The sequence below is a fragment of the Streptomyces sp. NPDC026206 genome (assembly GCF_040638465.1).
Taxonomy (GTDB): domain Bacteria; phylum Actinomycetota; class Actinomycetes; order Streptomycetales; family Streptomycetaceae; genus Streptomyces.
This window is the reverse complement of the sequence record NZ_JBEZYL010000021.1, coordinates 1-23122: the sequence shown is the minus strand read 5'-3', so window position 1 is coordinate 23122 and position 23122 is coordinate 1. Positions and strand designations below refer to the sequence as shown.

At 70.8% G+C, this 23122-nt stretch carries 23 protein-coding genes and 1 pseudogene; 18 read left to right on the top strand and 6 right to left on the bottom strand.

What is annotated here, in order from left to right:
• Window positions 1-393: 393 nt before the first annotated feature.
• The 4 genes from AB0F13_RS24310 (at window position 394) to AB0F13_RS24295 (ending at window position 5135) form a co-directional block, all read left to right on the top strand.
• Window positions 394-1782: a CbiQ family ECF transporter T component gene (locus tag AB0F13_RS24310; protein WP_362086077.1), complete on the top strand. Its 1389-nt coding sequence runs from the start codon at window positions 394-396 to the stop codon at window positions 1780-1782.
• Window positions 1779-3467, top strand: coding sequence for an ATP-binding cassette domain-containing protein (locus tag AB0F13_RS24305; RefSeq protein WP_362086074.1), 1689 nt, complete (start codon window positions 1779-1781; stop codon window positions 3465-3467). The genes AB0F13_RS24310 and AB0F13_RS24305 overlap by 4 nt, the downstream gene beginning before the upstream one ends.
• A gap of 125 nt (window positions 3468-3592) precedes the next feature.
• Window positions 3593-4438: an ECF transporter S component gene (locus AB0F13_RS24300; RefSeq protein ID WP_362086243.1), complete on the top strand. Its 846-nt coding sequence runs from the start codon at window positions 3593-3595 to the stop codon at window positions 4436-4438.
• Between the two features lie 280 nt (window positions 4439-4718).
• Window positions 4719-5135, top strand: a complete 417-nt coding sequence (locus tag AB0F13_RS24295; RefSeq protein ID WP_362086071.1) for a transglycosylase SLT domain-containing protein — start codon at window positions 4719-4721, stop codon at window positions 5133-5135.
• Window positions 5136-5220: 85 nt separating this feature from the next.
• Here AB0F13_RS24295 and AB0F13_RS24290 read toward each other — a convergent pair whose 3' ends face one another.
• Entirely contained in the window at window positions 5221-6390 is a 1170-nt protein-coding gene (locus AB0F13_RS24290; protein ID WP_362086068.1) for a steroid 3-ketoacyl-CoA thiolase, read from the bottom strand.
• A 229-nt stretch (window positions 6391-6619) separates the two neighbouring features.
• Here AB0F13_RS24290 and AB0F13_RS24285 point away from each other — a divergent pair, with 229 nt between their 5' ends.
• From AB0F13_RS24285 to AB0F13_RS24270, 4 genes are all read left to right on the top strand, one after another.
• The gene (locus tag AB0F13_RS24285) at window positions 6620-7861 is read left to right on the top strand and encodes a cytochrome P450 (protein ID WP_362086065.1); all 1242 of its coding nucleotides are present in this window, start codon (window positions 6620-6622) and stop codon (window positions 7859-7861) included.
• Window positions 7862-8053: 192 nt separating this feature from the next.
• Complete coding sequence (locus AB0F13_RS24280) at window positions 8054-8674, top strand: DUF6230 family protein (RefSeq protein WP_362086062.1); 621 nt, start codon at window positions 8054-8056, stop codon at window positions 8672-8674.
• Between the two features lies 1 nt (window position 8675).
• Entirely contained in the window at window positions 8676-9242 is a 567-nt protein-coding gene (locus AB0F13_RS24275) for a DUF6114 domain-containing protein (protein ID WP_362086059.1), read from the top strand.
• Window positions 9243-9534: 292 nt separating this feature from the next.
• On the top strand, window positions 9535-10266 hold the full coding sequence (locus tag AB0F13_RS24270; protein ID WP_362086056.1) for a hypothetical protein: 732 nt from the start codon (window positions 9535-9537) through the stop codon (window positions 10264-10266).
• Window positions 10267-10304: 38 nt separating this feature from the next.
• On the opposite strand, the gene AB0F13_RS24265 is transcribed toward AB0F13_RS24270, so the two are convergent.
• Window positions 10305-12326, bottom strand: coding sequence for a bifunctional glycosyltransferase 87/phosphatase PAP2 family protein (locus AB0F13_RS24265; RefSeq protein WP_362086240.1), 2022 nt, complete (start codon window positions 12324-12326; stop codon window positions 10305-10307).
• Window positions 12327-12509: 183 nt separating this feature from the next.
• Between AB0F13_RS24265 and AB0F13_RS24260 the strand changes: the two genes are divergently transcribed.
• The 4 genes and pseudogenes from AB0F13_RS24260 to AB0F13_RS24245 all read left to right on the top strand — a co-directional run bounded on the left by AB0F13_RS24260 (window position 12510) and on the right by AB0F13_RS24245 (window position 15466).
• Complete coding sequence (locus AB0F13_RS24260; protein WP_362086053.1) at window positions 12510-13190, top strand: helix-turn-helix domain-containing protein; 681 nt, start codon at window positions 12510-12512, stop codon at window positions 13188-13190.
• A gap of 382 nt (window positions 13191-13572) precedes the next feature.
• Complete coding sequence (locus AB0F13_RS24255; RefSeq protein WP_362086051.1) at window positions 13573-14799, top strand: acyltransferase; 1227 nt, start codon at window positions 13573-13575, stop codon at window positions 14797-14799.
• A 126-nt stretch (window positions 14800-14925) separates the two neighbouring features.
• Window positions 14926-15066, top strand: a pseudogene (locus AB0F13_RS24250) (antibiotic biosynthesis monooxygenase); the annotation flags it as partial.
• A gap of 67 nt (window positions 15067-15133) precedes the next feature.
• Complete coding sequence (locus AB0F13_RS24245) at window positions 15134-15466, top strand: antibiotic biosynthesis monooxygenase (protein ID WP_362086048.1); 333 nt, start codon at window positions 15134-15136, stop codon at window positions 15464-15466.
• Window positions 15467-15598: 132 nt separating this feature from the next.
• Here AB0F13_RS24245 and AB0F13_RS24240 read toward each other — a convergent pair whose 3' ends face one another.
• Together AB0F13_RS24240 and AB0F13_RS24235 are read right to left on the bottom strand one after the other, a co-directional pair.
• Window positions 15599-16312, bottom strand: coding sequence for a creatininase family protein (locus AB0F13_RS24240; protein WP_362086045.1), 714 nt, complete (start codon window positions 16310-16312; stop codon window positions 15599-15601).
• A gap of 32 nt (window positions 16313-16344) precedes the next feature.
• On the bottom strand, window positions 16345-16911 hold the full coding sequence (locus tag AB0F13_RS24235; protein ID WP_362086042.1) for a hypothetical protein: 567 nt from the start codon (window positions 16909-16911) through the stop codon (window positions 16345-16347).
• A 100-nt stretch (window positions 16912-17011) separates the two neighbouring features.
• On the opposite strand from AB0F13_RS24235, the gene AB0F13_RS24230 reads away from it, so the two are divergent.
• Window positions 17012-17206 (top strand): fibronectin type III domain-containing protein, encoded by a 195-nt coding sequence (locus AB0F13_RS24230; protein ID WP_362086040.1) that lies wholly within the window; start codon window positions 17012-17014, stop codon window positions 17204-17206.
• 460 nt (window positions 17207-17666) lie between these two features.
• Here the strand turns inward: AB0F13_RS24230 and AB0F13_RS24225 are convergent, their stop codons facing one another.
• A complete protein-coding gene (locus AB0F13_RS24225) occupies window positions 17667-18434 on the bottom strand; it encodes a GntR family transcriptional regulator (protein ID WP_362086037.1) in 768 nt (255 codons plus the stop codon).
• A 163-nt stretch (window positions 18435-18597) separates the two neighbouring features.
• On the opposite strand from AB0F13_RS24225, the gene AB0F13_RS24220 reads away from it, so the two are divergent.
• The 3 genes from AB0F13_RS24220 to AB0F13_RS24210 are packed head-to-tail and all read left to right on the top strand — an operon-like array spanning window position 18598 to window position 20446.
• Window positions 18598-18957 carry a hypothetical protein gene (locus AB0F13_RS24220; protein ID WP_362086034.1) on the top strand — a complete coding sequence of 120 codons (360 nt, stop codon included), beginning with the start codon at window positions 18598-18600 and terminating at the stop codon, window positions 18955-18957.
• A complete protein-coding gene (locus AB0F13_RS24215; RefSeq protein ID WP_362086237.1) occupies window positions 18957-20261 on the top strand; it encodes an FtsK/SpoIIIE domain-containing protein in 1305 nt (434 codons plus the stop codon). The genes AB0F13_RS24220 and AB0F13_RS24215 overlap by 1 nt, the downstream gene beginning before the upstream one ends.
• On the top strand, window positions 20258-20446 hold the full coding sequence (locus AB0F13_RS24210) for a hypothetical protein (RefSeq protein ID WP_362086031.1): 189 nt from the start codon (window positions 20258-20260) through the stop codon (window positions 20444-20446). The genes AB0F13_RS24215 and AB0F13_RS24210 overlap by 4 nt, the downstream gene beginning before the upstream one ends.
• A 137-nt stretch (window positions 20447-20583) precedes the next feature.
• On the opposite strand, the gene AB0F13_RS24205 is transcribed toward AB0F13_RS24210, so the two are convergent.
• Window positions 20584-20766 (bottom strand): hypothetical protein, encoded by a 183-nt coding sequence (locus tag AB0F13_RS24205; RefSeq protein ID WP_362086028.1) that lies wholly within the window; start codon window positions 20764-20766, stop codon window positions 20584-20586.
• On the opposite strand from AB0F13_RS24205, the gene AB0F13_RS24200 reads away from it, so the two are divergent.
• Both AB0F13_RS24200 and AB0F13_RS24195 read left to right on the top strand, forming a co-directional pair.
• The gene (locus AB0F13_RS24200; RefSeq protein ID WP_362086234.1) at window positions 20689-22389 is read left to right on the top strand and encodes a replication initiator; all 1701 of its coding nucleotides are present in this window, start codon (window positions 20689-20691) and stop codon (window positions 22387-22389) included. The genes AB0F13_RS24205 and AB0F13_RS24200 overlap by 78 nt on opposite strands.
• A gap of 244 nt (window positions 22390-22633) precedes the next feature.
• Entirely contained in the window at window positions 22634-22936 is a 303-nt protein-coding gene (locus tag AB0F13_RS24195) for a hypothetical protein (protein WP_362086025.1), read from the top strand.
• The last annotated feature ends 186 nt before the right edge of the window (window positions 22937-23122 follow it).

Here is a 23122-nt window from a genome sequence, read left to right as displayed (position 1 = left end):
CGAGCAGCGCGGGCGGCACGGGCGGCCCGAGTGGCGCCTGCCGGCTGGATACCGGCGGCGTGCCGGGCGCGGCAGCACGTCGGGCCGGACGAGCAGGCCGAGCAGCGTGAGTGGCGCGGGCGGCCCGAGTGGCGCCTGCGGGCCGGATACAGCCGGCCAGGCCGGACGAGTGGGAGGGGCGGGCCGACGTATGGCGAGCGGAGTGGGCGGGGCGGGTATGACGAGCAGGGCGGCGGGACGGGCGGGATGAGCAGGGCGGCGGGACCAGCGGAATGAGCCGGACAGGCGGGACGAGCAGGGCGGCGGGACGGGCGGAATGAGCCGGACGGGCGGGATGAGCAGGGCGGCGGGGAGCGGCATGAGCCGGACAGGCCGGACGAGCGGGACGGCGGAATGAGCCGGACAGGCCGGGCGAGTGGGGTGCGGGCGGCGGTGGGGCCGCCGTCGGCGGTACGCGCGTCCGCGCTGCACGCCGGCGCGTGGTGGGTCTGGGCCCTGGGCCTGGCCACCGCCGCCTCCCGCACCACCAACCCGCTGCTGCTGGCGATGCTCGTCGCCGTCGCCGGGTACGTCGTCGCGGCGCGCCGCACGGACGCGCCGTGGGCGCGCTCGTACGGGGCGTTCCTCAAGCTGGGCCTGGCCGTCATCGGCATCCGGCTGGTCTTCGCGATCGTCCTCGGTTCACCGATCCCCGGCACGCACGTCCTCGCCACCCTTCCCGAGGTCCCGCTGCCGGACTGGGCACGGGGGGTGCGCATCGGCGGCCGCGTGACCGCCGAAGGGCTGGTGTTCGCGTTCTACGACGGCTTGAAGCTGGCCACGCTGCTGGGCTGCGTGGGCGCGGCCAACGCCCTCGCCAACCCGGCCCGGCTGCTGAAGTCCCTGCCGGGCGCGCTGTACGAGGCGGGCGTGGCGGTCGTCGTCGCGATGACGTTCGCCCCGAACCTCGTCGCGGACGTGCAGCGGCTGCGTGCTGCGCGACGGCTGCGCGGCCGCCCGGACCGGGGCACGAAGGCCCTGCTGCAGGTGGGGCTGCCAGTGCTGGAGGGGGCGCTGGAACGTTCCGTGGCGCTGGCGGCGGCCATGGATGCCCGCGGCTACGGCCGCACGGCTCAGGTCCCCCCGGCCGTGCGCCGCACGACGAGTGCGCTGACGCTGGGCGGCCTGCTGGGTGTCTGCGCGGGCACGTACGGCCTGCTCGGCGACGCGGGCGCCGGATACGGGCTGCCGCTGCTGGCCGCGGGCCTGGCGGCCGCGCTGGCCGGGCTCCGTCTCGGCGGCCGCCGGACGGTCCGTACGCGCTACCGTCCCGACCGGTGGGGTGCGCGGGCCTGGCTGGTGTCCGCCTCGGGCGCGGCGGTGGCGGCCCTGATGATCCGGGCCGGCTCCTGGGCCCCGGAGGCCCTGCATCCGCCGGCCGTCCCGCTGACGGCCCCGACGCTGCCGCTGTGGCCTGCGGCTTCGCTGTTGATCGGGCTGGTTCCGGCCTTCGTGGCGCCGGTACCGGCGCTTTCGAGGCGGGTCCTGGACGGGCCGGGAACGGGCCGCGCGCCCGTGGCCCCGGAACCGGGGGCGGCGGGACCCCGGGCGCACGGGGTCCGGGGCGTAGCCCGGGGAAACGGTGAAAGGGCGGGACAGGGGCATCGTTCCCCGCCGCGACAGCGCCCGGCCCCCACCGTGCAGCCCGGCGGTGCCGGACCCGCCGAGGCCCCCGGCCCACCCGGCGCCTCCGGCGCACCCGCCGACAAGCCCACCCAGCCCCGCAAGGAGACCCCCCAGTGATCCGGTTCGAGCAGGTGTCCGTCTGCTATGACGGGGCGCCGGTGCCCGTGCTGGCCGGCGTCGATCTCACCGTTCCCGAGGGCGAGCTGTGCCTGCTGGTCGGCCCCTCCGGGGCCGGCAAGTCGACACTGCTGGGCACCGTCAGCGGGCTCGTGCCGCACTTCACGGGCGGCACCCTGCGCGGGCGGGTCACTGTCGCCGGGCGCGACACGCGTACGCACAAGCCGCGCGAGCTGGCCGACGTCGTGGGGACCGTGGGGCAGGACCCCCTGGCCCACTTCGTCACCGACACCGTCGAGGACGAGCTCGCCTACGGCATGGAGTCCCTGGGCGTACCGCCCGCCACCATGCGCCGCCGCGTCGAGGAGACCCTTGACCTGCTGGGCCTCGCGCCCCTGCGCGACCGGCCCCTGGCCACCCTCTCCGGCGGCCAGCAGCAGCGCGTCGCCATCGGGTCCGTGCTGACCACGCATCCCAAGGTGCTGGTCCTGGACGAACCGACGTCGGCGCTGGACCCGGCGGCCGCCGAGGAGGTGCTGGCCGTGCTGCAGCGGCTGGTCCACGACCTGGGCACCACCGTGCTGCTCGCCGAGCACCGGCTGGAGCGCGTGGCGCAGTACGCGGACCAGGTGATCCTGCTGCCCGCCCCCGGTGCGGCGCCCGTCGTCGGCGAGCCCGCCGACATCATGGCGGTCTCCCCCGTCCACCCGCCGGTCGTGGGCCTCGGCCGGCTCGCCGGCTGGTCGCCGCTGCCGCTGTCCGTACGCGACGCCCGCCGCAGGGCGGGGCCCCTGCGGGAGCGGCTGGCGCCGCTGACCCCGCCGGACGGGGCCCCTGCCCCGGCCGCCGGTCCGCGGGAGCCGGCTCCGCGCTCGCGCGGGGCCCGGCTGCTGCGCGGGGCCGGGCGGGCCGCGGCGCCAGCCGTGGCCGCCGCAGCTGTGGACGGCCTGGCCGTCCGGCACGGCCACGTCGACGCGCTGCGTGACATCGGCCTGTCCGTGCAGGGCGGGGAGACCGTCGCCCTCATGGGCCGCAACGGCGCCGGCAAGTCCACGCTGCTGCGCACGCTCGTCGGCATGCACCGGCCGGCGCGCGGCTCGGTGCACGTGGGCGGCGCCGTACCGCACCGTACGGGCCCGCGCGAGCTGCTGCGGCACGTGGGCCTCGTCCCGCAGGAGCCGCGCGACCTGCTCTACGCCGACACCGTCGCCGCGGAGTGCGCGGCGGCCGACCACGACGCGGGCGCCGCGCCCGGCACCTGCCGCGGCCTGGTCGGCGAGCTGCTCCCGGACGTGTCGGACGCCACGCACCCGCGCGACCTGTCCGAAGGCCAGCGCCTGGCGCTCGCGCTCGCGGTGGTCCTCACGGCGCGCCCGCCGCTGATCCTCCTCGACGAGCCGACGCGCGGCCTCGACTACGCGGCGAAGGCCCGCCTCGTCGGCATCCTCCGCGACCTGGCGGGCCGGGGCCATGCGATCGTCCTGGCCACGCACGACGTGGAGCTGGCGGCGGAGCTCGCCCACCGGGTGGTGATCCTCGCCGAGGGCGAGGTGGTGGCCGACGGCCCGACGACGGAGGTCGTGATGTCGTCCCCCGCCTTCGCTCCGCAGGTGGCCAAGGTGCTGGCGCCGCTGCCGTGGCTCACGGTGCCGCAGGTGCGGGCCGCTCTGGGGGAGGCGTCGTGAAGCGTCACTTCTTGCCGTCGCGCCGGGAATCTGCCCCTGCCCCGCCCTTTCACCGTTTCTTGTCCTCAATCGCCGGACGGGCTGGATTTTCCGCCGGTCCGGGCAACCATCGAGCCCGTCCGGCGATTGAGGACCGGGGGTCCGGGGGCGGAGCCCCCGGCACGGACCGCCAGGCGCGGGCGGTACGGCTCGGGCCGAGGTCCGTGGTCGCCCTCACGCTCGTCTCGCTGATCGGCGTGGCCGCCTTCGGCTGGCCCCTGCTCGCCGGCTCCGCGTCCGGCCTCGCGCACTCGCGGGACGCCCCGTGGCTGTTCGCGGCGCTGCTGCCGCTGCTGCTCGCCGTCGTCGTGGCGACGATCGCCGACGCGGGGCTGGACGCCAAGGCCATCGCCATGCTCGGCGTCCTCGCGGCGGCGGGGGCGGCGCTGCGGCCCCTCGGGGCGGGGACGGCCGGCATCGAACCCATGTTCTTCCTGATGGTGCTGGCCGGGCGGGTGCTCGGCCCGGGGTTCGGGTTTGTGCTCGGGGCGGTGTCGATGTTCGCGTCCGCTCTGCTGACCGGCGGGGTCGGGCCGTGGATGCCGTTCCAGATGCTGGCCATGGGCTGGGTCTCCATGGGTGCGGGGCTGCTGCCGGGGGCGGACCGGCTGCGGGGGCGGCGCGAGCCCGTGATGCTCGCGGGGTACGGGGCCGTGGCGTCCGTCCTCTACGGGACGGTCATGAACCTGCAGGGCTGGCCCTACATCGGCTCCCTCGTCTCCGGCGTCGCCTTCGTGCCCGGCGATCCGCTGCCCGAGAACCTCGCCCGCTTCGTCGCGTACTGCCTGGCGACCTCCCTGGGCTGGGACCTGCCCCGCGCGCTCGTCACGGTCGTCGCCACCCTCACCGTGGGGCCCACCGTGCTCAAGGCCCTGCGCCGGGCCACGCGCCGTGCGGCCTTCGACGCGCCCGTGGGCTTCGAGGACGCGTGACCCAGTGCACAACCGGACCCCTGTGTAAGAGATCGAACCGGGTCCGGGCCTTACGCATCCGGTGAGGCGGGGCACATGGTCCCCGTCACATACGAAGGAGCACCGTACTGGCGCACCCCCTCCTCACAGGGGGAGGCGGGGACGTCGGGGCCGTGGTGCGAAAGGCCTTCGTGCACAGGGGTCGTTGCCATCGCTTCCGCCGTCGGTCAGGTTGGTTGAGCCGCCAGGGAGCACGACGTCCCGGCGGCGCGCTACTGCCCCCGACGAAAGGTTCCCCTTCGTGACGTTCTCGACCATCAGCCGTATCGCCTCCCGCAAGCTCGTCGCCGCCGCCGGTGCCGCCCTGGCACTGGGTACCGCGGGCGCCGTCCTGACCGCCGTCCCGGCGCAGGCCGCGGCCCCCTCGACGAGCGCCACGCAGGAGACCGCGCGGAAGATGATCTCGAACGAGGCGCAGTTCCAGTGCTTCAGCAAGATCGTCGAGCACGAGAGCGGCTGGAAGCACACCGCGACCAACGCCTCCAGCGGTGCCTACGGCCTGGTCCAGGCCCTGCCCGGCTCGAAGATGGCCTCTGCCGGCGCCGACTGGAAGACCAACCCCGCCACCCAGATCAAGTGGGGCATGGACTACATGAAGGACCGCTACGGCAGCCCCTGTGGCGCCTGGACCTTCTGGCAGGCCCACAACTGGTACTGATCGAACCGATCGGACCCCCGACGCACGCAAGCGGCCGGCACCCTCCCAGGGGTGCCGGCCGCTTGCGTGCGCCCCGCGGCCGCCCTCACAGCCGCTGGATGATCGTCCCCGTGGCCTGTGCCCCGCCCGCGCACATCGTGACGAGCGCGAATTCCCCGTCCCGGCGTTCCAGCTCGTGCAGCGCGGTCGTGATCAGCCGCGCGCCCGTCGCCCCGACCGGGTGGCCGAGCGCTATCGCGCCGCCGTTGACGTTGACCTTCTCCAGGTCCTGATCGAAGACCTGCGCCCAGGAGAGGACCACCGAGGCGAAGGCCTCGTTGACCTCCACCAGGTCGATGTCCCGCAGCGACATCCCCGCCTTGCCCAGCACGGCCCGGGTCGCATCGATGGGCCCGTCCAGGTGGAAGTGCGGATCGGCGCCGGCCAGCGCCTGGGCGACGATGCGGGCGCGGGGGCGGAGCCTGAGGGCGCGGGCCATGCGTTTGGAGGCCCACATCAGGGCCGCGGCGCCGTCCGAGATCTGCGAGGAGTTGCCGGCGGTGTGGACGGCGGCCGGCATGACGGGCTTGAGGCCCGCCAGCGCCTCCGCGCTCGTATCGCGTAAGCCCTCGTCGCGGTCGACCAGGCGCCACATGCCCTGGCCGGCGAGCTGCTCCTCCTCCGTGGTGGGCACCTGCACGGCGAAGGTCTCCCGCTTGAAACGTTCCTCCGCCCAGGCGCGGGCCGCCCGTTCCTGGGAGAGCGCGCCGAGCGCGTCGACCCGCTCGCGGGTCAGGCCGCGCTTGCGGGCGATGCGCTCGGCGGCCTCGAACTGGTTGGGGAGGTCCACGTTCCACTCGTCGGGGAAGGGCTTGCCCGGCCCGTGCTTGGAGCCGCTGCCGAGGGGGACGCGGGACATGGCCTCGACGCCGCAGGCGATGCCGACGTCGATGACACCGGTCGCGATCATGTTGGCGACGAGGTGGTTGGCCTGCTGCGAGGAGCCGCACTGGCAGTCCACCGTCGTCGCCCCCGTCTCGTAGGGCAGGCCCATCGCGAGCCAGGCGGTACGGGCGGGGTTCATCGACTGCTCGCCGGCATGGGTGACCGTGCCGCCGACGATCTGTTCGACGCAGTCGGGCTGGATGGCGGTACGGGCGAGGACCTCCCGGTAGGTCTCACCGAGCAGGTAGGCGGGGTGGAGGTTGGCGAGCGCCCCTCCGCGCTTGCCGATGGGAGTGCGTACGGCTTCGACGATGACGGGTTCCGCGGCCATGACTGACTCGTCCTCTCCTCGCGTCCGCAGGGCGTCCCGGCGCCCCCGGCAGGAACTAGTACACGTTCCAGTTCCGCCCGCAGTCTTACGACCGCTACCCCCGGTACACAAGGGTCGCGCACGCCCCGCCTCCGCAACAGATGGCGTCGCTTCCCTTGCCGGTCCAGGGGCCCGTCACTACCGTCGACCGACAGGTTTCTGATGACACGTCAGAACTGGAGTGGTGGCCATGTCGTCCTGTCCAGCACTGCCCGACGGCTTCGACTTCACCGACCCGGACCTCTACCGGCACCGCGTCCCGTTCCCGGAGTTCGCCCTGCTGCGGCGGACCGCCCCGGTGTCGTGGAACCCCCAGCCGCACGGCCTCGCGGGCTTCGGCGACGACGGCTACTGGGTGGTGACCCGGCACGCCGACGTCAGGGAGGCCTCCACCCGGCCGGAGGTCTTCTCCTCCTCCGTCAACACCTCGGTCATCCGCTTCCACCCGAGCATCCGGCGCGAACAGATCGACGCCCAGCGGCTGATGATGCTCAACATGGACCCGCCGGAGCACACCCGCGTCCGCAGGATCGTCCAGCGCGGCTTCACCCCGCGCGCGATCCGCTCCCTGGAGGCCGCCCTGCGCGAGCGCGCGCACGCCATCGTGGCGGCGGCGCGGGAGCGCGGCAGCGGCGACTTCGTCACCGACATCGCCTGCGAACTGCCCCTGCAGGCCATCGCCGAGCTCATCGGCATCCCCCAGGACGACCGGGCGAAGATCTTCGACTGGTCCAACAAGATGATCTCCTACGACGACCCCGAGCTGGCCGTCACCGAGGAGACCGGCACCCTCTCCGCCATGGAGCTCATCTCCTACGCGATGAACCTCGCGGCCGCCCGCACCGCGTGCCCCGCGAAGGACATCGTCAGCCTCCTCGTGGCCGCCGGGGACGAGGGCAATCTCGGCTCCGACGAGTTCGGCTTCTTCGTCCTGATGCTGGCCGTCGCCGGCAACGAGACCACCCGCAACGCCATCAGCCACGGCATGCACGCCTTCCTCACCCACCCCGAGCAGTGGGAGCTCTACAAGCACGAGCGCCCGGCCACCACGGCGGAGGAGATCGTCCGCTGGGCGACCCCCGTGGTCTCCTTCCAGCGCACGGCCACGCGCGACACCGAGCTGGGCGGCGTACGCATCGCCGAGGGGCAGCGCGTCGGCCTCTTCTACGCGTCCGCCAACCACGACCCCGAGGTCTTCGACGCTCCCAGCACGTTCGACATCGGCCGCGACCCCAACCCCCACCTCGGCTTCGGGGGCGGCGGCCCGCACTTCTGCCTGGGCAAGTCCCTCGCGGTCCTGGAGATCGACCTCATCTTCGGCGCCATCGCCGACACCCTCCCCGGCATCCGGCTCACCGGGCAGCCGCGCCGCCTGCGGTCGGCCTGGCTGAACGGGATCAAGGAACTACGGGTGGACTACGGCACCGCCTGACCAACTCCCTTGCACGGCAAGGGAATCGGCCCGGTGGACCGGTCGGGCATCGGTCCATACCTGACCCCTTGTCAGGTGCCATCGGCAGACTTACTCTCGGGTACACCTTCAGGGACGGCGCATGTGCGCTACGTCGCGCACCGCAGTGCGCCCTCCCCATGTACCTCACTCTCCAGGGGACGGGACACCCGCATGAAGGACGCTCAGGGAAGACAGGTCACGGGTCGCGTCAGGTGGCGGAAGTTCGCCGTGCTGGCCGTCCCCGGCTTCGCCGCCACCGCCGCACTGGCCGTGGCGCTCGCCGACGGGGCGCTCGCCGCCTCGTTCGCCGTGTCCGGCCAGGAGTTCAAGGTCGGGGCGAGCAGCCTGGAGGGCGACGGCTTCGCCCAGTACGGCGGCATCGACCGCAACGCCCGCGGCAAGCTGCTGCCGGTCGCCGTCACCGCCATCAAGAACGCTAAGATCCACGACCTGTGCCAGTCGGTCGTGACCACCCTCCCGGGGATCGGCGACATCTCGCTGAAGCTCTCCGCCGGCGGCGGCGGGAAGCCCGTCGAGGCCAGCGATCTGTTCGTGGACGCCACCCAGCTGTCCGGTGACGCCCTGTTCAAGGACATCGAGATCGGCCGCGACGCGTCGACCCTGAACAGGGGCCCGGCCTCCGCCCAGGGGCTGCAGGACGCCTTCGGGCAGCAGGCCAGACGCATCGAGATCGGCAACCTCCGGCAGGTCGCCTGGGCGACCACCGCCGGTTCGTTCAAGCTCTCCGGCCTCAGCATGAAGATCGGCCTCGGTAAGCAGGAGTGCTTCTGACGTGGCGGACGGCACCCTGCCCGTCCACCCGCCGCGACCGCGCCGCCGGCCGTGGGCCGCGTGGCGGCGGTGGCGCAGGACCCGCCCCTTCTGGGGCGGCCTGGCCGCCGTCGTCGCGGGCGCGGAGATCTGCGCCATCCCGCTGGCCCCGCTGAAGATCATGCTCGAACAGGGCGTCGCGGGCATCCCCTCGGTCCTCATGGGCCTCGTCATGATCATCATGGGGCTGACCGCGTGGTTCGCCCCGCAGTACCGCGCCCTGGCCGGGATCCTGACCGTCCTGGTCGCCACGGCCGCACTGGTGATGTCCAACCTCGGCGGCTTCCTCTTCGGCACCGTCGTCGGCAATGTGGGCGGCGCGATGATCTTCGCGTGGCAACCGCTGACGGCGGGACGGCCGCCGGAGGCGGAGGATGCCACCGCCATCGCCGCCGCCGGGACCAGTGCCGGCACCGGGACCAGTGCCGGCACCGCCTCCGGGACCGGCGCCGGCACCCGCACCGGACCGGCGGACGCACCGGCACCCGACCACAGGCCCGAACCGCCCGGCTACCCGGCCGGCCCCTGACCCGAGCGCGGCTCCGCCGCCACGGGTCCGGGGCGAAGCCCCCGGTCACGGGAAGGGGCGGGACCAGGGAAACCCTCCCGCCATGGAAGCGCGCACCACGACACGACGACATGACGACATGACGACGGGGTGTCCGGCGATGCCGGACGCACTCGCGCCCCCACGACGGCGGCGTCCGGCGGTGTGCCGCACGGACTCACGCCCCCATGCCCGCACGCCCGCACGCCCGCAAGAGCTCCGGCCGGGCTCCCCCGGCCCGGCCGGCCCCCTCCACCCCTCCGAAGGAGCCATCGTGATCCCCCTCCGAGCCAACCCCCGCCCCCACACCCGCCCCCGCCCCCACACCCGTAGCCTGCTCGCCGCGAGCGCCGCGCTCGCCGTGACCGCCGGGCTCGCGCTCGCCGGGAGCGGCCAGGCAGCGGCGACCGCCCCAGCCGGCGCCGACGCCGCCGCGACCACCGTCCAGCCCGCCGGGCACTCCTACGCAGCCACCCTCAACGGCACGGCCAGATTCAAGGCCGGCTCGATGACCGTCACCTGTGAGGTATCCAGCTCCGTGCCCTCCGCCGGCGCCGGCGACAACAACCGGATACCCGCGGCGCCCGGCAACACCAACCCCGCGGGGCCGGTCGTCAGCACCATCAACCCGCCGGCATACTCCGACTGCGCCGCGAACGTGCCCGGCGTGGACATCAAGATCACCACATCCGGCACCTGGGGCGTCTCCATGCAGTACGGCTCGCCGAGCACGGCGTCGCTGACCGTGCCCAGCGGCGGAATGGTGCTGAAGAGCACCGGCCTGGCCAACTGCACGGTGACCGCCGCACCCGACGGACCGGCGACCTTCCCCACCACGTTCACCAACGGCGCGCCCTCGCAGATCGGCGTCGCCGACGCCGCCGTTCCCGTACGGACGGAGGGCGGCTTCGGCTGTCCGACCAGCGCGACGACCGCCTTGCTCAGCGCCACGTACGACATCACGGACGTCACCGACCCCGCATCCCAGATCATCGTGAGCGGCTGACGCGCGGCGCCCCCGCCCCCGGTACGGGCCGGCCGGGCTCAGCCCCCGGCCCGTACCGGTTCCGGCCGGGCCACGTCACTGCCGCTGTCGCTGCCGCCCCGGGCCCCGGGTATCACGGCCAGGGCCACCCGGCCGGGGCCGGTCAGCACGTACTGGAGGGCGAAGCCGGAGGCGACCACGAGCGCGCCGCCCGCCGCGTCCAGGACGTAGTGGTTGGCCGTGCCGACGATGACCGAGAACGTCAGCAGCGGGTACAGCATGCCCAGCCACTTCATCCACAGCTTCGGCGCCACCGCCGCGATCACGATGCCGCACCACAGCGACCAGCCGATGTGCAGCGAGGGCATCGCCGCGTACTGGTTCGACAGCTCCGTCAGCGCCCCGAAGTCGGGGTTGGACAGGTCCTGCGGCCCGTTGGCGGTGTCGATGAAGCCGCGGCCCGGCATCAGCCGCGGCGGGGCCAGCGGGTAGAGCCAGAAGCCGACGAGCGCCATCAGCGTCGCGAAGCCCAGCGCGGTGCGCGCCCAGCGGTAGGTGGCCGGGCGGCGCAGGTACAGGTAGCCCAGCAGGGACAGCGGCACCAGGAAATGGAAGGTGCCGTAGTAGTAGTTCATGCTGTCCTTGAGCCAGCCCACACCGGCCACGAAGTGGTTGAAGCCGTGCTCGACGTCCATGTGCAGGAACTCCTCGGCGCCGATGATCTGACGGCCGTGGGATTCCGCGAGACTGCGCGAGTCCGGCGCGTTGGCGCGGATGTAGGAGTAGACCCAGTAGCCGACCCGTATCAGCATCAGCTCCAGCAACAGGTTCGGACGGTTCAGCGCCCGCTTGAAGAAGCCCAGCAGCGGCACCCACGCGAAGCGGCCGCGCTGCGGCTCGGCGACCGGAGTGGGCACGGGCCGGTCCCACAGCGCGGAGGAACGGGAGAGGAACGGCACGGCGCAGGCGGCGGCGAGGGCCGCGACCAGCGGGGCGTTCTCGCCGAGCGGGCCGAACACGGGGTTGGGCGGCACGAGGACGGTGCTGGTGAGCGTCATGACGAGCACGACGAGCACGGGCCACACCAGCCGGTCGGCGCGGCGCCTGCCGACCCGGCCGACGACGGCCAGGAGGATCCACACCTGCTGGTGCTGCCAGGCGGTGGGCGAGACCGCGACCGCGACACAGCCGGTGATGGCGATGGCGAGCAGCGGCTGCCCGTCCTGGGCGTAGCGCACCGCCCGGCGCAGGCCGAGCACGACGACGGCGACGGCCAGGGCCGCGTACAGCGCGAGCTCGGCCGGGCCGTGCAGGCCGACGCGCAGCAGCAGGCCGTGCAGGGACTGGTTGGCGAGGCCGTCGGGCTTGTCGCCGAGGCCGGCCCCCGCGATGTGGTGCACCCAGTACGTCCACGAGTCGTCGGGCATGGTCACCCACGCCAGTGCCGTGCACGCCGCGAAGGTGACGCCGGTGGTGGCGGCCGCGCGGCGGCGCCCGGTCAGCCACAGCAGCGGGGCGAAGAGCAGTACGGCGGGCTGCAGGGCGGCGGCGACGCCGACGAGGACGCCGGTCGTCCGGCCGGAGCCCCGGGCGAGCCGGGGCAGGCAGCAGCCGAGGAGTACGAGCAGTACCGGAATGATGCTGGTCTGCCCGAGGGTGAAGGTGTTGCGCACGGGCAGCGAGAGCACGGTCAGGATGACCGCGACGGGTGCCGCCAGCAGGGCGGTGCGGCGGCTTACGGGCCCGGGCAGGGCACGGGCGGCCACGAGCGCGAGGGCGGCCACGAGCAGCAGGGTGCCGAAGGTCCAGACGATGCCGAGGCTCTGTTCCGCCGCCTTGGTGAGCGGCTTCAGGACGAGCCCGGCGAAGGGAGTTCCGGTGAACTTGTCCGTCTCGTAGAGGGACCCTCCGACGTGCAGGACGCCGTTGTCGCCGACCCATGTCTCCAGGTCGGTCAGCCGGCGCTCCGGAGGAAGCCGGAGCACCGCCGCCGCCTGACGCACGGCCAGCAGTCCGGCGAGCAGCCACAGTGTTCCCAGGACGATGCGGGTCCGCGAGCCCGCCCTCGGCGGACTCCCCAGTCCGCCCTGCTCTGCATCCGCCACGCTCTGCCGCTCCTCCAGTCGCCCGGCTCGGTCACCCTCGTAGGCTGTTTGAGACCTTACTGAGTCCTGCGGAACAGACGCAGGTCACCCCCGGATCACCTGAAAACCTCCCACAGGTGGCCTGATTCCAACGCTCCGAGGGCCATTAGGGTGCGGTTCATGAGCACCAGCGAGGAGAAGCCCCAGCCCCCCGTCCTGCGGGCCGACGCACGGCGCAACCGGGAACTGCTGATCGCGGCGGCCCGGGAGCTCTTCGCCGAGCAGGGCCTGGAGGCCCCCCTGGACGACATCGCCCGCCGGGCCGGCGTGGGCAACGCCACTCTCTACCGCCGCTTCCCCACGCGCGAGGCACTGATCGAAGCGGTCTTCCACGAGGGCCTGGGCCAGGGCATGGAAGCGGGCGAGGAGGCGCGCCGGGGCGAGGACGCCTTCGCGTCCCTGGTCGCCTACATGGCACAGATCTTCGAGGGCCTGGCCGCCGACCGGGGGGCCATCGAGCTGATGACGACCACGGTCGCCGCGGGCCCGACGCTGGCCGCGCTGCGCGAGCACAACCACGAGACGGTCGGCCTGCTCGTACGCCGGGCGCAGGAGCAGGGCACGATGCGGCCCGACGTGGTGACGGAGGACCTGCTGTTCGCCCTGGCCGCCCTGGGCCGCTACGTCCCCTCCGCCGCGGCCGTCGCCCCCGGCTCCTGGCGCCGCTACCTCGCCCTGCTCTTCGACGGCCTGCGCGCCGAGGCCGCCGGCCCGCTGCCGGCACCGCCGCTGACGCCGGAGCAGCTCGACGACGCCCTGGCCGACGCGGGCGGCGGCCGCAGGCCGGCACAGCAGGAGTGAGGGAAAGGCCACGGCGGCGGGCGTGAGGGGCCGCGGCGGCAGCCGCGGTGAGAGGCCGCGGCGCCCGCCTCCATTCCCTTGCCGTCTCCCTTGCCGTCTCCCTTGCCGTCTCCCTTGCCGTCGCCCTTGCCGTCGCCCGTGACGGCCGGTGTCGCGCCGCATCAGCGAAGTCCGGAATTCCGGGCACGTCAGGGATAGTGGCCACCGGACCGGTAAAATCTGCGCGGGCCACCGACTCCGGCCCGATGCGGCGACCGGACCGGCGACGGCCCACGGGTCGCCGGCCCGAACATCTGCCCACCCTTCCTCCCGCGGCCGTCCACACTTGCCTGCGATACGTCACGACAAGTCCGCCGCCACACGAATCGCGTGCCATTTGCCCATGTCCCACACAATCGATCCGGCCGTCGGAAATCCCGCGCCCGCCCGCCGACGCCGCTCGGCCAAGAAGTCCCGCCTTGCCGTGCTGGACGGACTCCGGCTCGTGGCGGCCCTGATGGTCGTGGTCTATCACTACACCGCGATGGACAACCCGTGGTCGGGGCACACCAGGACGATATTTCCCGGCCTCCACAGGATTTCCCAGTACGGCTGGACCGGCGTCGAGGTCTTCTTCCTGATCAGCGGCTTCGTCATCTGCATGAGCAGCTGGGGCCGCTCGGTCAGCGCGTTCTTCGTCTCCCGGATCTCCCGGCTCTACCCGGCCTACTGGGTCGCGGTGCTGCTGTCGTTCGCGGTGATCACCGTCTGGCCGCTGGTCCCACTGGTGCGGCACGTGGACGGCTGGACGCACGTCGCGGTCAACATGACCATGCTGCAAGGGGGCATGGGAATACCGGATGTCGACGGTGTCTACTGGACGCTCTTCTGCGAGCTGAAGTTCTACCTCCTCTTCGCTCTCCTGGTGGTGAGCCGGGGTGTCACCTACCGCAACTGCGTCATTTTCTGCTGTGTATGGACGGTCGCCGGAATCGTCGACTACACCGCGTCGAGCCAGCTGCTGGATATGTGGAGCATGCCGCTGTTCTCGCCGTATTTCATCGCCGGCATCGCGTTCTACCTGATGTACCGGTTCAAGCCGAACGCGGTGCTCGTGGGAATCGTGCTGGTCTCCTTCCTGCTCGCCGAGAACCAGATCGTCAAGCGCGTCGGATTCAACCTGACGGAACCGCACCGCCCGATCCCGTCCTGGCCCGCCCAGGTGGTCGTCGCCCTGGCCTTCGCCTTCATGGCACTGCTGGCGCTCGGTGTCTTCGACCGCGTGCAGTGGCGCTGGCTGACCACGGCCGGCGTACTCACCTACCCGCTGTATCTCCTGCACGAGGACATCGGATGGACGATCATCAGCGCCCTGCGCCACAAGGCGTCTCCCCCCGTACTGGTGGCCGGGACCGTCCTGGCGATGATGGTCCTCGCCTATCTCCTGCACCGGCTCGTCGAGCGTCCCTTGGGGACGCGGCTGAGCCGGTGGCTCAAGAACGCCTCGGAAGAGATCAGGGGCCTCTCCCGCCCCGCCCCGGCCGAGGCCGCCGACCGCATCGGGCCGGACACGGCAGAGCCGCGACAGGACCGGCTCGCCACGTCGGGGCGGCACGTCGCGGCCCCGTGACCGGATGACCCCGCCGCCCGGCGACACCCGGACCGACGGATGCGGACGGATGCGGATGTAGGAGACTGCGGGAACGTCCTCCAGGCCGGGCGCACGGCCCGGCCTGTGGTTCCCGAGAGGTGTCACGTGCCCAGTGTCGTAAAGATCAACGTCCTGACCGTCCCCGCCGAGCAGCGCGAGGTCCTCGAACAGCGCTTCGCCTCCCGTGCGGGCGCCGTGGAGAACTCCGACGGCTTCGAGTGGTTCGAACTTCTCCGCCCGCAACAGGTGCTCTGATGTACCACTGACGCGCCCCCTCAGCGATTTCGTCGTGCAGGTGGGGCAGGATGGGGCCATGAGTGTTGTGAAGATCAACGTGCTAGCCGTCCCAGCCGAGCAGCGAGAGGTCCTCGAACAGCGCTTCGCGGCCCGCGCCGGCGCCGTCGAGAACTCCGACGGCTTCGAGTGGTTCGAACTTCTCCGCCCCGTTGAGGGAACGGACACCTACCTCGTCTACACCCGCTGGCGCAGCGAAGAGGACTTCCAGGCGTGGATGGAGGGCCCGATGAAGGCCGCGCACCAGGGCGGCGGTGATGGCGCCCCCAAGCAGAAGCCGGCGGCGTCCGGGTCGACCCTGTGGTCCTTCGAGGTCGTCCAGCAGGCCGCGCCCAAGGCCCAGAACGCGTGACCCTCAGCTGATCGCTGCACGGGGAGTCCTGCCCAGACTCGCGGCAGGACTTACCCGTCCCTTGGATGCGACCACAGGCCTCCGAGCCCGGTCTGCATCACTAAGTTCCGCCTATGCCCACGCCATGAACGGTCAGCTGGCCGTGATCACATCCAGATGAGCACGCGCCGATCGGGAGAAGCTGTCCAGGAGGGCTTTGCCCTTCGCCGCAGATGCAAGCGACGGCTGGCCGATGACGCCGTTCGTCGTGTAACCCGCCATGCCCAGTGTGAGCAGATGCGGGCGGCTCGGGGCTGAATGGTCGTCGGCGTCAATGCCTTCGCGCACGAGGTGCGGGGCACCATGCAGGAGCAATGAGACCTCGAACTCTCCGCCGTGCATGTCCTCGGCGCTACTGCTCTCAAGCTCTGCGTCGGCTCGGGCCTGGGCGCGATCCTCGTGGACCGGGAAGAGAGCGACGCGGGGGCCGCCGACGTTGATCTCTTGGACGACGTTGGAGAGGACGTAGTTGCCGCCGTGTCCATTGACGATGAGTAGGCCGGGCACTCCGGATCCTTCGAGTGAGCGCCATATGTCGTGGATCATCGCGTACAGCGTTCCGGCGGTGATGCTGACCGTGCCAGCCATGGGGGCGTGTTCGTGTGAGCAGGCAATCGTGACTGGTGGCAGGAGGAAGAGACCATGGTCATCAGCTAGGCGGCGGGCGATCAGGCAAGCGATGGCAGTGTCTGTGATCAACGGCAGATGGTCGCCATGCTGCTCGAAGCTGCCAACGGGCAGGACGGCAACAGCCGGGCCGCGCCTGCGCTCATCACCCGAGGTGGCTTGCGTGATCAGTTCGTCCATGATCCCAGCATCTCGCATCCATCTCGGTCGAGTCATGCCGCAAACCGATCACGAACGAGCTCAAAACGCTCAAAGAATGTCTCAATGGTGGGGAGAGCACGTTGACACTCGACGGCGCGCGCCACTGCGGACAGTTCCGTGAACGTACGGGCTGATCCCGTCTGGGTCACGATGGCGAGTGCCTTGGAGGCGGTTTCCGCTCCTCGCTCCAGCTCGCCGGCCGTGATGTGGGCTCGGGCCAGGCGCGCCAGATAGACGCCGCGGTCGTTTCGGTACTCCGGGGGAAGAGCCGCCAACTGGTCCTCGAAGAGCTCGACTGCACGGTGGGGCTCGCCAAGATCGATCCAGCAGTTCGCGCGCTGCATCTCGATGTAGGTCGGGGTGCAGTACGAGGTGTCGAGTGTTGTCTCCAGGTCCGCGCCGGACGTCTCGGAGGCTAACGCGTGGGCCTCGTCGAACTTGGCGAGAGCTGCCGAAGGCGCGCCCTTGAGTAAAAACTGCCCGTCCTTGACGGCGGAGCAGTCTGACGCTTTGCTGTGGAAGTTGAACAGCCGACTGATCGGTAATGCGATCGCAAACCAACCGGCCGCTCCGCCCATCGTTGCGGGGCCGACATGGTCGTGTGGCGTGAGCTACAGGACCATCACGTTGTCTTGGGCCAGCTGGCCTATACGGCGCACCCACACGTACGAAGTCGCGGTGCAGGTGAACGGAGGCGCCTGGCGGCCGATCGATCTGCCCGACTCGACCGCTACGTCCGTCCCGCTCACAGGCGTAGACCCCGGTTCCACCGTCTACTACGCCGTCCGCGCGAGGGACCAGCAGCATTACAGCGCCTGGTCGTTCCTGGAGCCCCGGCTGAGCGAATGCACCTGGGCCGAGGACGCCTCCTGACACCGTGACCAAAGCTTCCCGATGGACTGGCCTGAAACGGCTGCGCTGACCGAGGCGGCGACGCCCACGGCCTGGTCGTCGTCCGAGACGACGGGCTCGGAGAGCATCCGCATTACCTGTGCGAGGCGGACTTTGCGGCGGCCGGGCTTGCGCTTAGAGGCCATTTCATTTGGCTGGCTCGGTGGGCTGTCGGTCGTGGTGGGGATTGTTGAGCGGCTTGTGCAAGATGAGTTGTGCGAGCTGTTCCAGCGGGTGGTACCTGAGGCGCCGTCGCGGCCTCAGGGCGGTGGCCGGCATCACCCACCGCAGACTCACCAAATGAGATGACGTCTTAAGGCAACCATGAGAGCAGTTCGAGTCCACGCTGTTGCTTTTTAAATAGCGGCGGGTTAAGGGATCAGGCCGCAAGCTACGGTTGAAGAAGGATGCCCTGTATAACCCCGGGTTCCGCGCCTGGCTATTAGCTAAGCTGACCCCTCTGGGATCCAGTAGCCTCGGCGATGCGGTAGGTAAGTTGGGCGCGGCTGGCGCTGGTACGAAGTTCTTCGAGGATCAGCGGGCCCGTGGCGTCACCGTGGGTAATGCGGGCGGAGTGCATGACCGGGGTGGCTTCGGGGATGTCGAGCGTGGTGCGTTCGTCGGGTTGGGGCATACGCGCCCTAACGGTCTCGGTCCAGAAGAGCTCGTGGCCGGCCTCTGCCAACAGGGCGTAAATCTGCTCCGGCTCCGCGTCGGGGGCGTCGGCGAGCGGGCTCCCTTCTGCAACGCAGAACGGGACGATCAGGCGATGCAGTGCGCGCGTGCCACTGGCCGAGTCGACCAGCAGACGGTCAGTGCCGAACACGGCTTCACCCTCGGGCAGTTCGAGCAACGGGCCGGTGATAGCCGTGGTCGTCGAGCGGTAGGTGGCGGGCTCCTCTACCCGCTCCCATGCGTGGCCCAGAACGTAGGCACCGGCCTCTTGGCTGATGGTCTGCTCGATGGTGAGCCTGGGCGTGGGGAGCGCGCGGACGTAGCTGCCCTTGCCGTGGATGACCTCGATCAAGCCCTCCGAGCGCAGGGCCGAGATGGCGTTTCGGACGGTGGGTCGGGAGACCTTGTACCGGTCGATGAGCTGCGCCTCTGAGGGGAGTGGGGCGCCCGGCGGGAACTCGCCGACGGCGATGGCGTTGCGGATCTCGGCTGCGACCTGCTGGTACAGGGCTCCGGGACGCTGAATCTCTCCCATGGTGGGTTCTCCTCGTCGTGCGTCGTCATCCGGCCGTCTTACATCACTCGTCAGCATAAGTGGTTGCGTTCGTCGGGCAATAGGGCCACAGTCGTCACTCGTAAGTACGAGTGACGACAGCCTCTCTGGCTGTCCGCTGATGGTCTGAGGAGGCCCGGTACACATGCAGTCCATTCCTGTGGACACCACCCGGCTCGGCGTCCTGCGGTGCGCTGTCGCGCCGGAACCGAAACTCGCGAGTTTCGAAACGAAGGAGGTCAAGAAGGACCGGGACGGCAACACGATCTACACCGTCGCGGTCATGGTGCGCCAGGAAGCCCGCCGGGTCTCGGTGATCGAGATCGCCGTGGCTGGCGAACCCGTCGGCGTCGCCGAAGGCGTCGAAGTGAAGGTCACCGGCCTGGAGGCGTTCTCCTGGGCGATGGGCGACCGGCACGGCATCAGCTTCCGCGCTGCCGCCATCACTCCCGCGCCGACTGCCGCCCCGGCGTCGACGTCTACGGGTAAAGGCGGTGGGTCGTGATCGATCCCTTCCTGCTCGCGTTGCTGCTCGCCGCCCTGGCCTGGCTGCTCGTCGCCGGAGCCCGGCTGTGGGAGTTGCGGCCTGTGTGGGGCTGGTACCTCACTGGCTACCCGCTCACCGCATTACGGATCGTGCGGACCTGGCGCAAGGTCGCCATACTCAACGACCTTGCCGTCTCTCCCCGCCCGTCCCGCAGCCTGCTCGGTGACCTGATGGTCAAGGGCGAGGCACTGCGACCGGTCGCCCCGCGCATCTCGTGGCCCAAGGCGACGCGGACGGGTGTGAGCGTGGTGGTGCGGCTGCATCCGGGCCAGACACCGGGCCCGTTCGTCACAGCGGCCGACGCCCTCGCGCACGCCTGGCGAGTGCACGCAGTACGGGTCACCTCTCCCGAGCGTGGCACCGTGCATCTGCTCGCCACAGCCAGCGATCCCCTGCAACGGCCCGGCATCGCCCACGCGGCGACGGCTCACTTGTCCGCCGTGGTCGGGATTCTGGAAAGCGGTGCGGCGTGGGTGATCAACCTGCGGAAGGTCCCGCACTGGCTCACCACCGGCGCCACGCAGTCCGGCAAGTCAACCCTGCTCGCGCGGCTGGTCATGAAGCTCGCTCCGCAGGATGTGGCTCTGGTTGGTATCGACTGCAAGGGCGGCATGGAGCTGGGCCTGTTCGAGCCCCGGCTGTCCGCCCTCACCACCAACCGGCGGGAAGCCGTGGCCGTACTCGGCGCCCTGGTCGCCGACATGCAACAGCGCATGGCAGCTTGCCGCACAGCAGAAGTGCGTTCGATCTGGGAACTGCCCGAGAAGGTGCGGCCGGTGCCGATCGTGGTGATCGTCGATGAACTCGCTGAGCTCTACCTTTCCGACGGCACCCGTGAAAGCAATGCCGAAGCCGAACAGTGCTCGACCTATCTGTTGCGGATAGCGCAGCTCGGGGCCGCACTCGGCGTCCACCTCGTCGTCGCCGGCCAGCGGGTTGGTTCCGAACTCGGCTCCGGCGTCACCGCCCTGCGTGCTCAGCTCTCCGGCCGCATCTGCCACCGGGTCAACGACCCCGGCACCGCGGAAATGACCCTCGGTGATCTAAACAAGGACGCCGTGGTCGTGGCCCAGTCCATCACCACCGAAGAGAAGGGCGTCGCTGTCTGCACCGACGCGGACGGCAACTGGAGCCGCGCCCGGTCCCACAGGACCACGACCGAAGAAGCCCGCGCCACCGCCCTCAGGTACGCAATCCGCACCCCCAGTCTCAAAGGCGTGCAACGCGCGCTGCTGGCAGCGGGAGGCGGCGGAGCGGCATGAGTGAGAAGACCGTTCTCCTGCTCTCCGTGGTCTTCGGGATCGTGACCGTTCTTCTGGTCCGCTCCCGCGACGTCAAAAAGTGGGAAGCCACGATCATCGCTCTCTTCGGCCTCTACATCGGGCAGAGGCCAGTGGTCTTCACCGTCAACGGCCTCCTGACCTGGCTCCTATCCGGCTTCAACTAGAGGGAGACCGACCGATGCCCATGCGCCCCGTGCGCTGCCCCCTCTGCAAGGGCGAACGACGCCGCAGGACCCGCTCCGGCCGCTGGCACCGGTGCCGCTGCTGCCGCGGCACCGGAACCATCCGCTGACCGATTCCCCTAGGACTCGAAGCGGTCCTGAGCATCGTCAGCCGCGTCCTGCGCCTGCTGCTGGCCCTGCCGGGCTCGGTCCTGGGCCTGCTGGCGACGCTCGTCCGCCTCCTCCTGAGCCCCGGCCCCGGCCCTCTGAGCCTGCTCCTTGAGCTGCTCGGCCTTGTCCTGGAACTGGTCCTTAATCCCCATGACTGGCTCCTTTCTCGATCGGTAGCCCAGCCCCCAGGTTCACGCGGGCCGGCCCGGCCCGCATCCCGGCCCCAACCCCACGAAAGGCCACCCCATGGACGACACCGGCCCACCAACCAACCACCTCGCCGCTTCGGCGGCCCACCCCGGGAGGTCCCCACCATCCGCGCCGACACCACCACGTCGGCTGACAGGCGCGCCGCCCTCGACCGCGCAGCGCGCCTGCGTCAGCTCCCCGAAGTCGACCAGGACGTCATACGCCTCGCCGCAGACCCTCTCTTCCCCCGCCTGCTGGAACAGATCACCGCCACCGGCGGCTGCGCCCACCCCATCCACCTCTCCGGCCACACCACCACCCACGACACAACGACCGGCGAGATCCTCCACCACTACGACACCCGCAACGAACCCGGAGAACGCCTCCTGGTCCGCTGCCGCAACCGCCGAGAGAACGTCTGCCCGCCCTGCTCCCGCCTCCACGCAGGCGACACCTTCCACCTCGTCCGCGCCGGGCTCACCGGCGGCAAGACCGTCCCGCCCACGGTCCGCGAACACCCCCGGCTCTTCGTCACCCTCACCGCCCCCAGCTTCGGCCCCGTCCACCGCACAACCACCGACGGCAAACGCTGCCGCCCCCGCCGCAATACCACTGGCTGTGAACACAGCCACCCCCAAAGCTGCCCCCGCCGCCACGAGCCGACCGACCCCCTCGTTGGCCAACCGCTCTGCCCCGGCTGCTACGACTACACCGGCCACGTCCTCTGGCACGCACACGCCGGAGAACTCTGGTCCCGCTTCACACGAAACGTGCGGCGTCACCTCGCCGCGGCTGCCGGAATCGTCCAGAGCCGATTCCCTGACCATGCCCGGCTCTCCTTCGCCAAAGTCTCCGAATACCAGCAACGCGCAGCCATCCACGTTCACGCGGTCATCCGCCTCGACGGCCCCGCCGGCCCCGGCGAACCGGCCCCCGCTTGGGGGACTGCTGAACTCCTCACCAACGCCGCGAAGGGCGCTGCACTCCGGGTCCTGGCCCACACCCCGTACAGCCCGGCCCTTGGGGAGTACGCCTTGCGCTGGGGCACGGAACTCGACGCCCGGCCCCTTCGAGCTTCACAGGGCCCTGACGGGCTAAGCGACGACGCCGTGGCCGCCTACATCGCGAAGTACGTCACCAAGGGATCAGGCACCACGGGCACGGCCTCCGGCGCCGACTACCGCTTCACCAGCGCCCACAACATCGCCCGCGCCGCCGTCACACCGCATATCCGTAACTTGATGCGCACCTGCTGGAACCTTGGCGACCTTCCGGAGTTCCAGCCTCTCCACCTCCGCGCCTGGGCTCATACCCTCGGCTACCGAGGCCACATCCTCACCAAATCCCTTGCGTACTCAACCACTTACACCGCCCTACGCGCGGAACGGGCAAACCACGAACGCAGAGAGACTGGGATTTCGGAAGTCGTCAACGCAGTCACTGACTCGGCTTGGCGCTACATCGACTCCGGCCATACCCCGGGGGCAGCCCTCATTGCAGCCGGAATCGCCGAAGACCTCATTCGCAATCGCCTGATAGCCCATACAGAAACACGGGCGCCTGCCAGGGCAGCCGCCCGTGCCTGAAGAGAACAGCAGCGGAGTACGCGATTGGGCCCGCCATCATGCACGCACGGCCCCACGCTGGTCGGAGCGTAAGTGGCGACGGATCAACGCGACACTCGGCATAGAGGTGGTCTCTCGTCTGCCCGGCGCCAAGGGGATTCTCGCGGAGGAGTAGTCGCCAGATACCAGCGGGGTGGCCGCCGGGCGGTCGGGAGTGGGGTGAGACGATGACGGTCGTTTGATCAGGTGAACGAGGAGAGTCGATATGACAGACGGGCAGACCCACAACTCATGGGGGAACTGGGAGGGCGATGGTGTGCCGGTGCAGCCCAAGCCGTTCGCGTGGACCTTGGGGCTCGCGGCGATCTTGGCCTGGTGCATCTACTTCACATGGCTTCTCGCTCCGTTCCTTGCCATCGCGAGCCTGATGTGTGCCATTCGTGAGTTCCGCAGGGCCCGGCGCACGGGGTACGGGCGTACCGGCGCGGCCTGGGGGCTTGGGTTGGCCTGTCTGGCGATGGTGGTCAGCGGTTTCGGTTGCTACGGGCTGGCGACTCTGGGCGGCTGACCCACGCGGACTTGCCGGGGCGCCCCGCCCTCCCGTGCCGGGCCCGGCACGGTTCGCTGCCGGAGAGGTACGCGACGGTGTTGGCGCCCTTTAAGACGCCGTTTCTTATGGTGTGATCGTTCGTTGAGCCGTGCATGACGGATCTGGTTGAGCGACTGGTACCGGACGAGTTATGGGCGTTGTTCC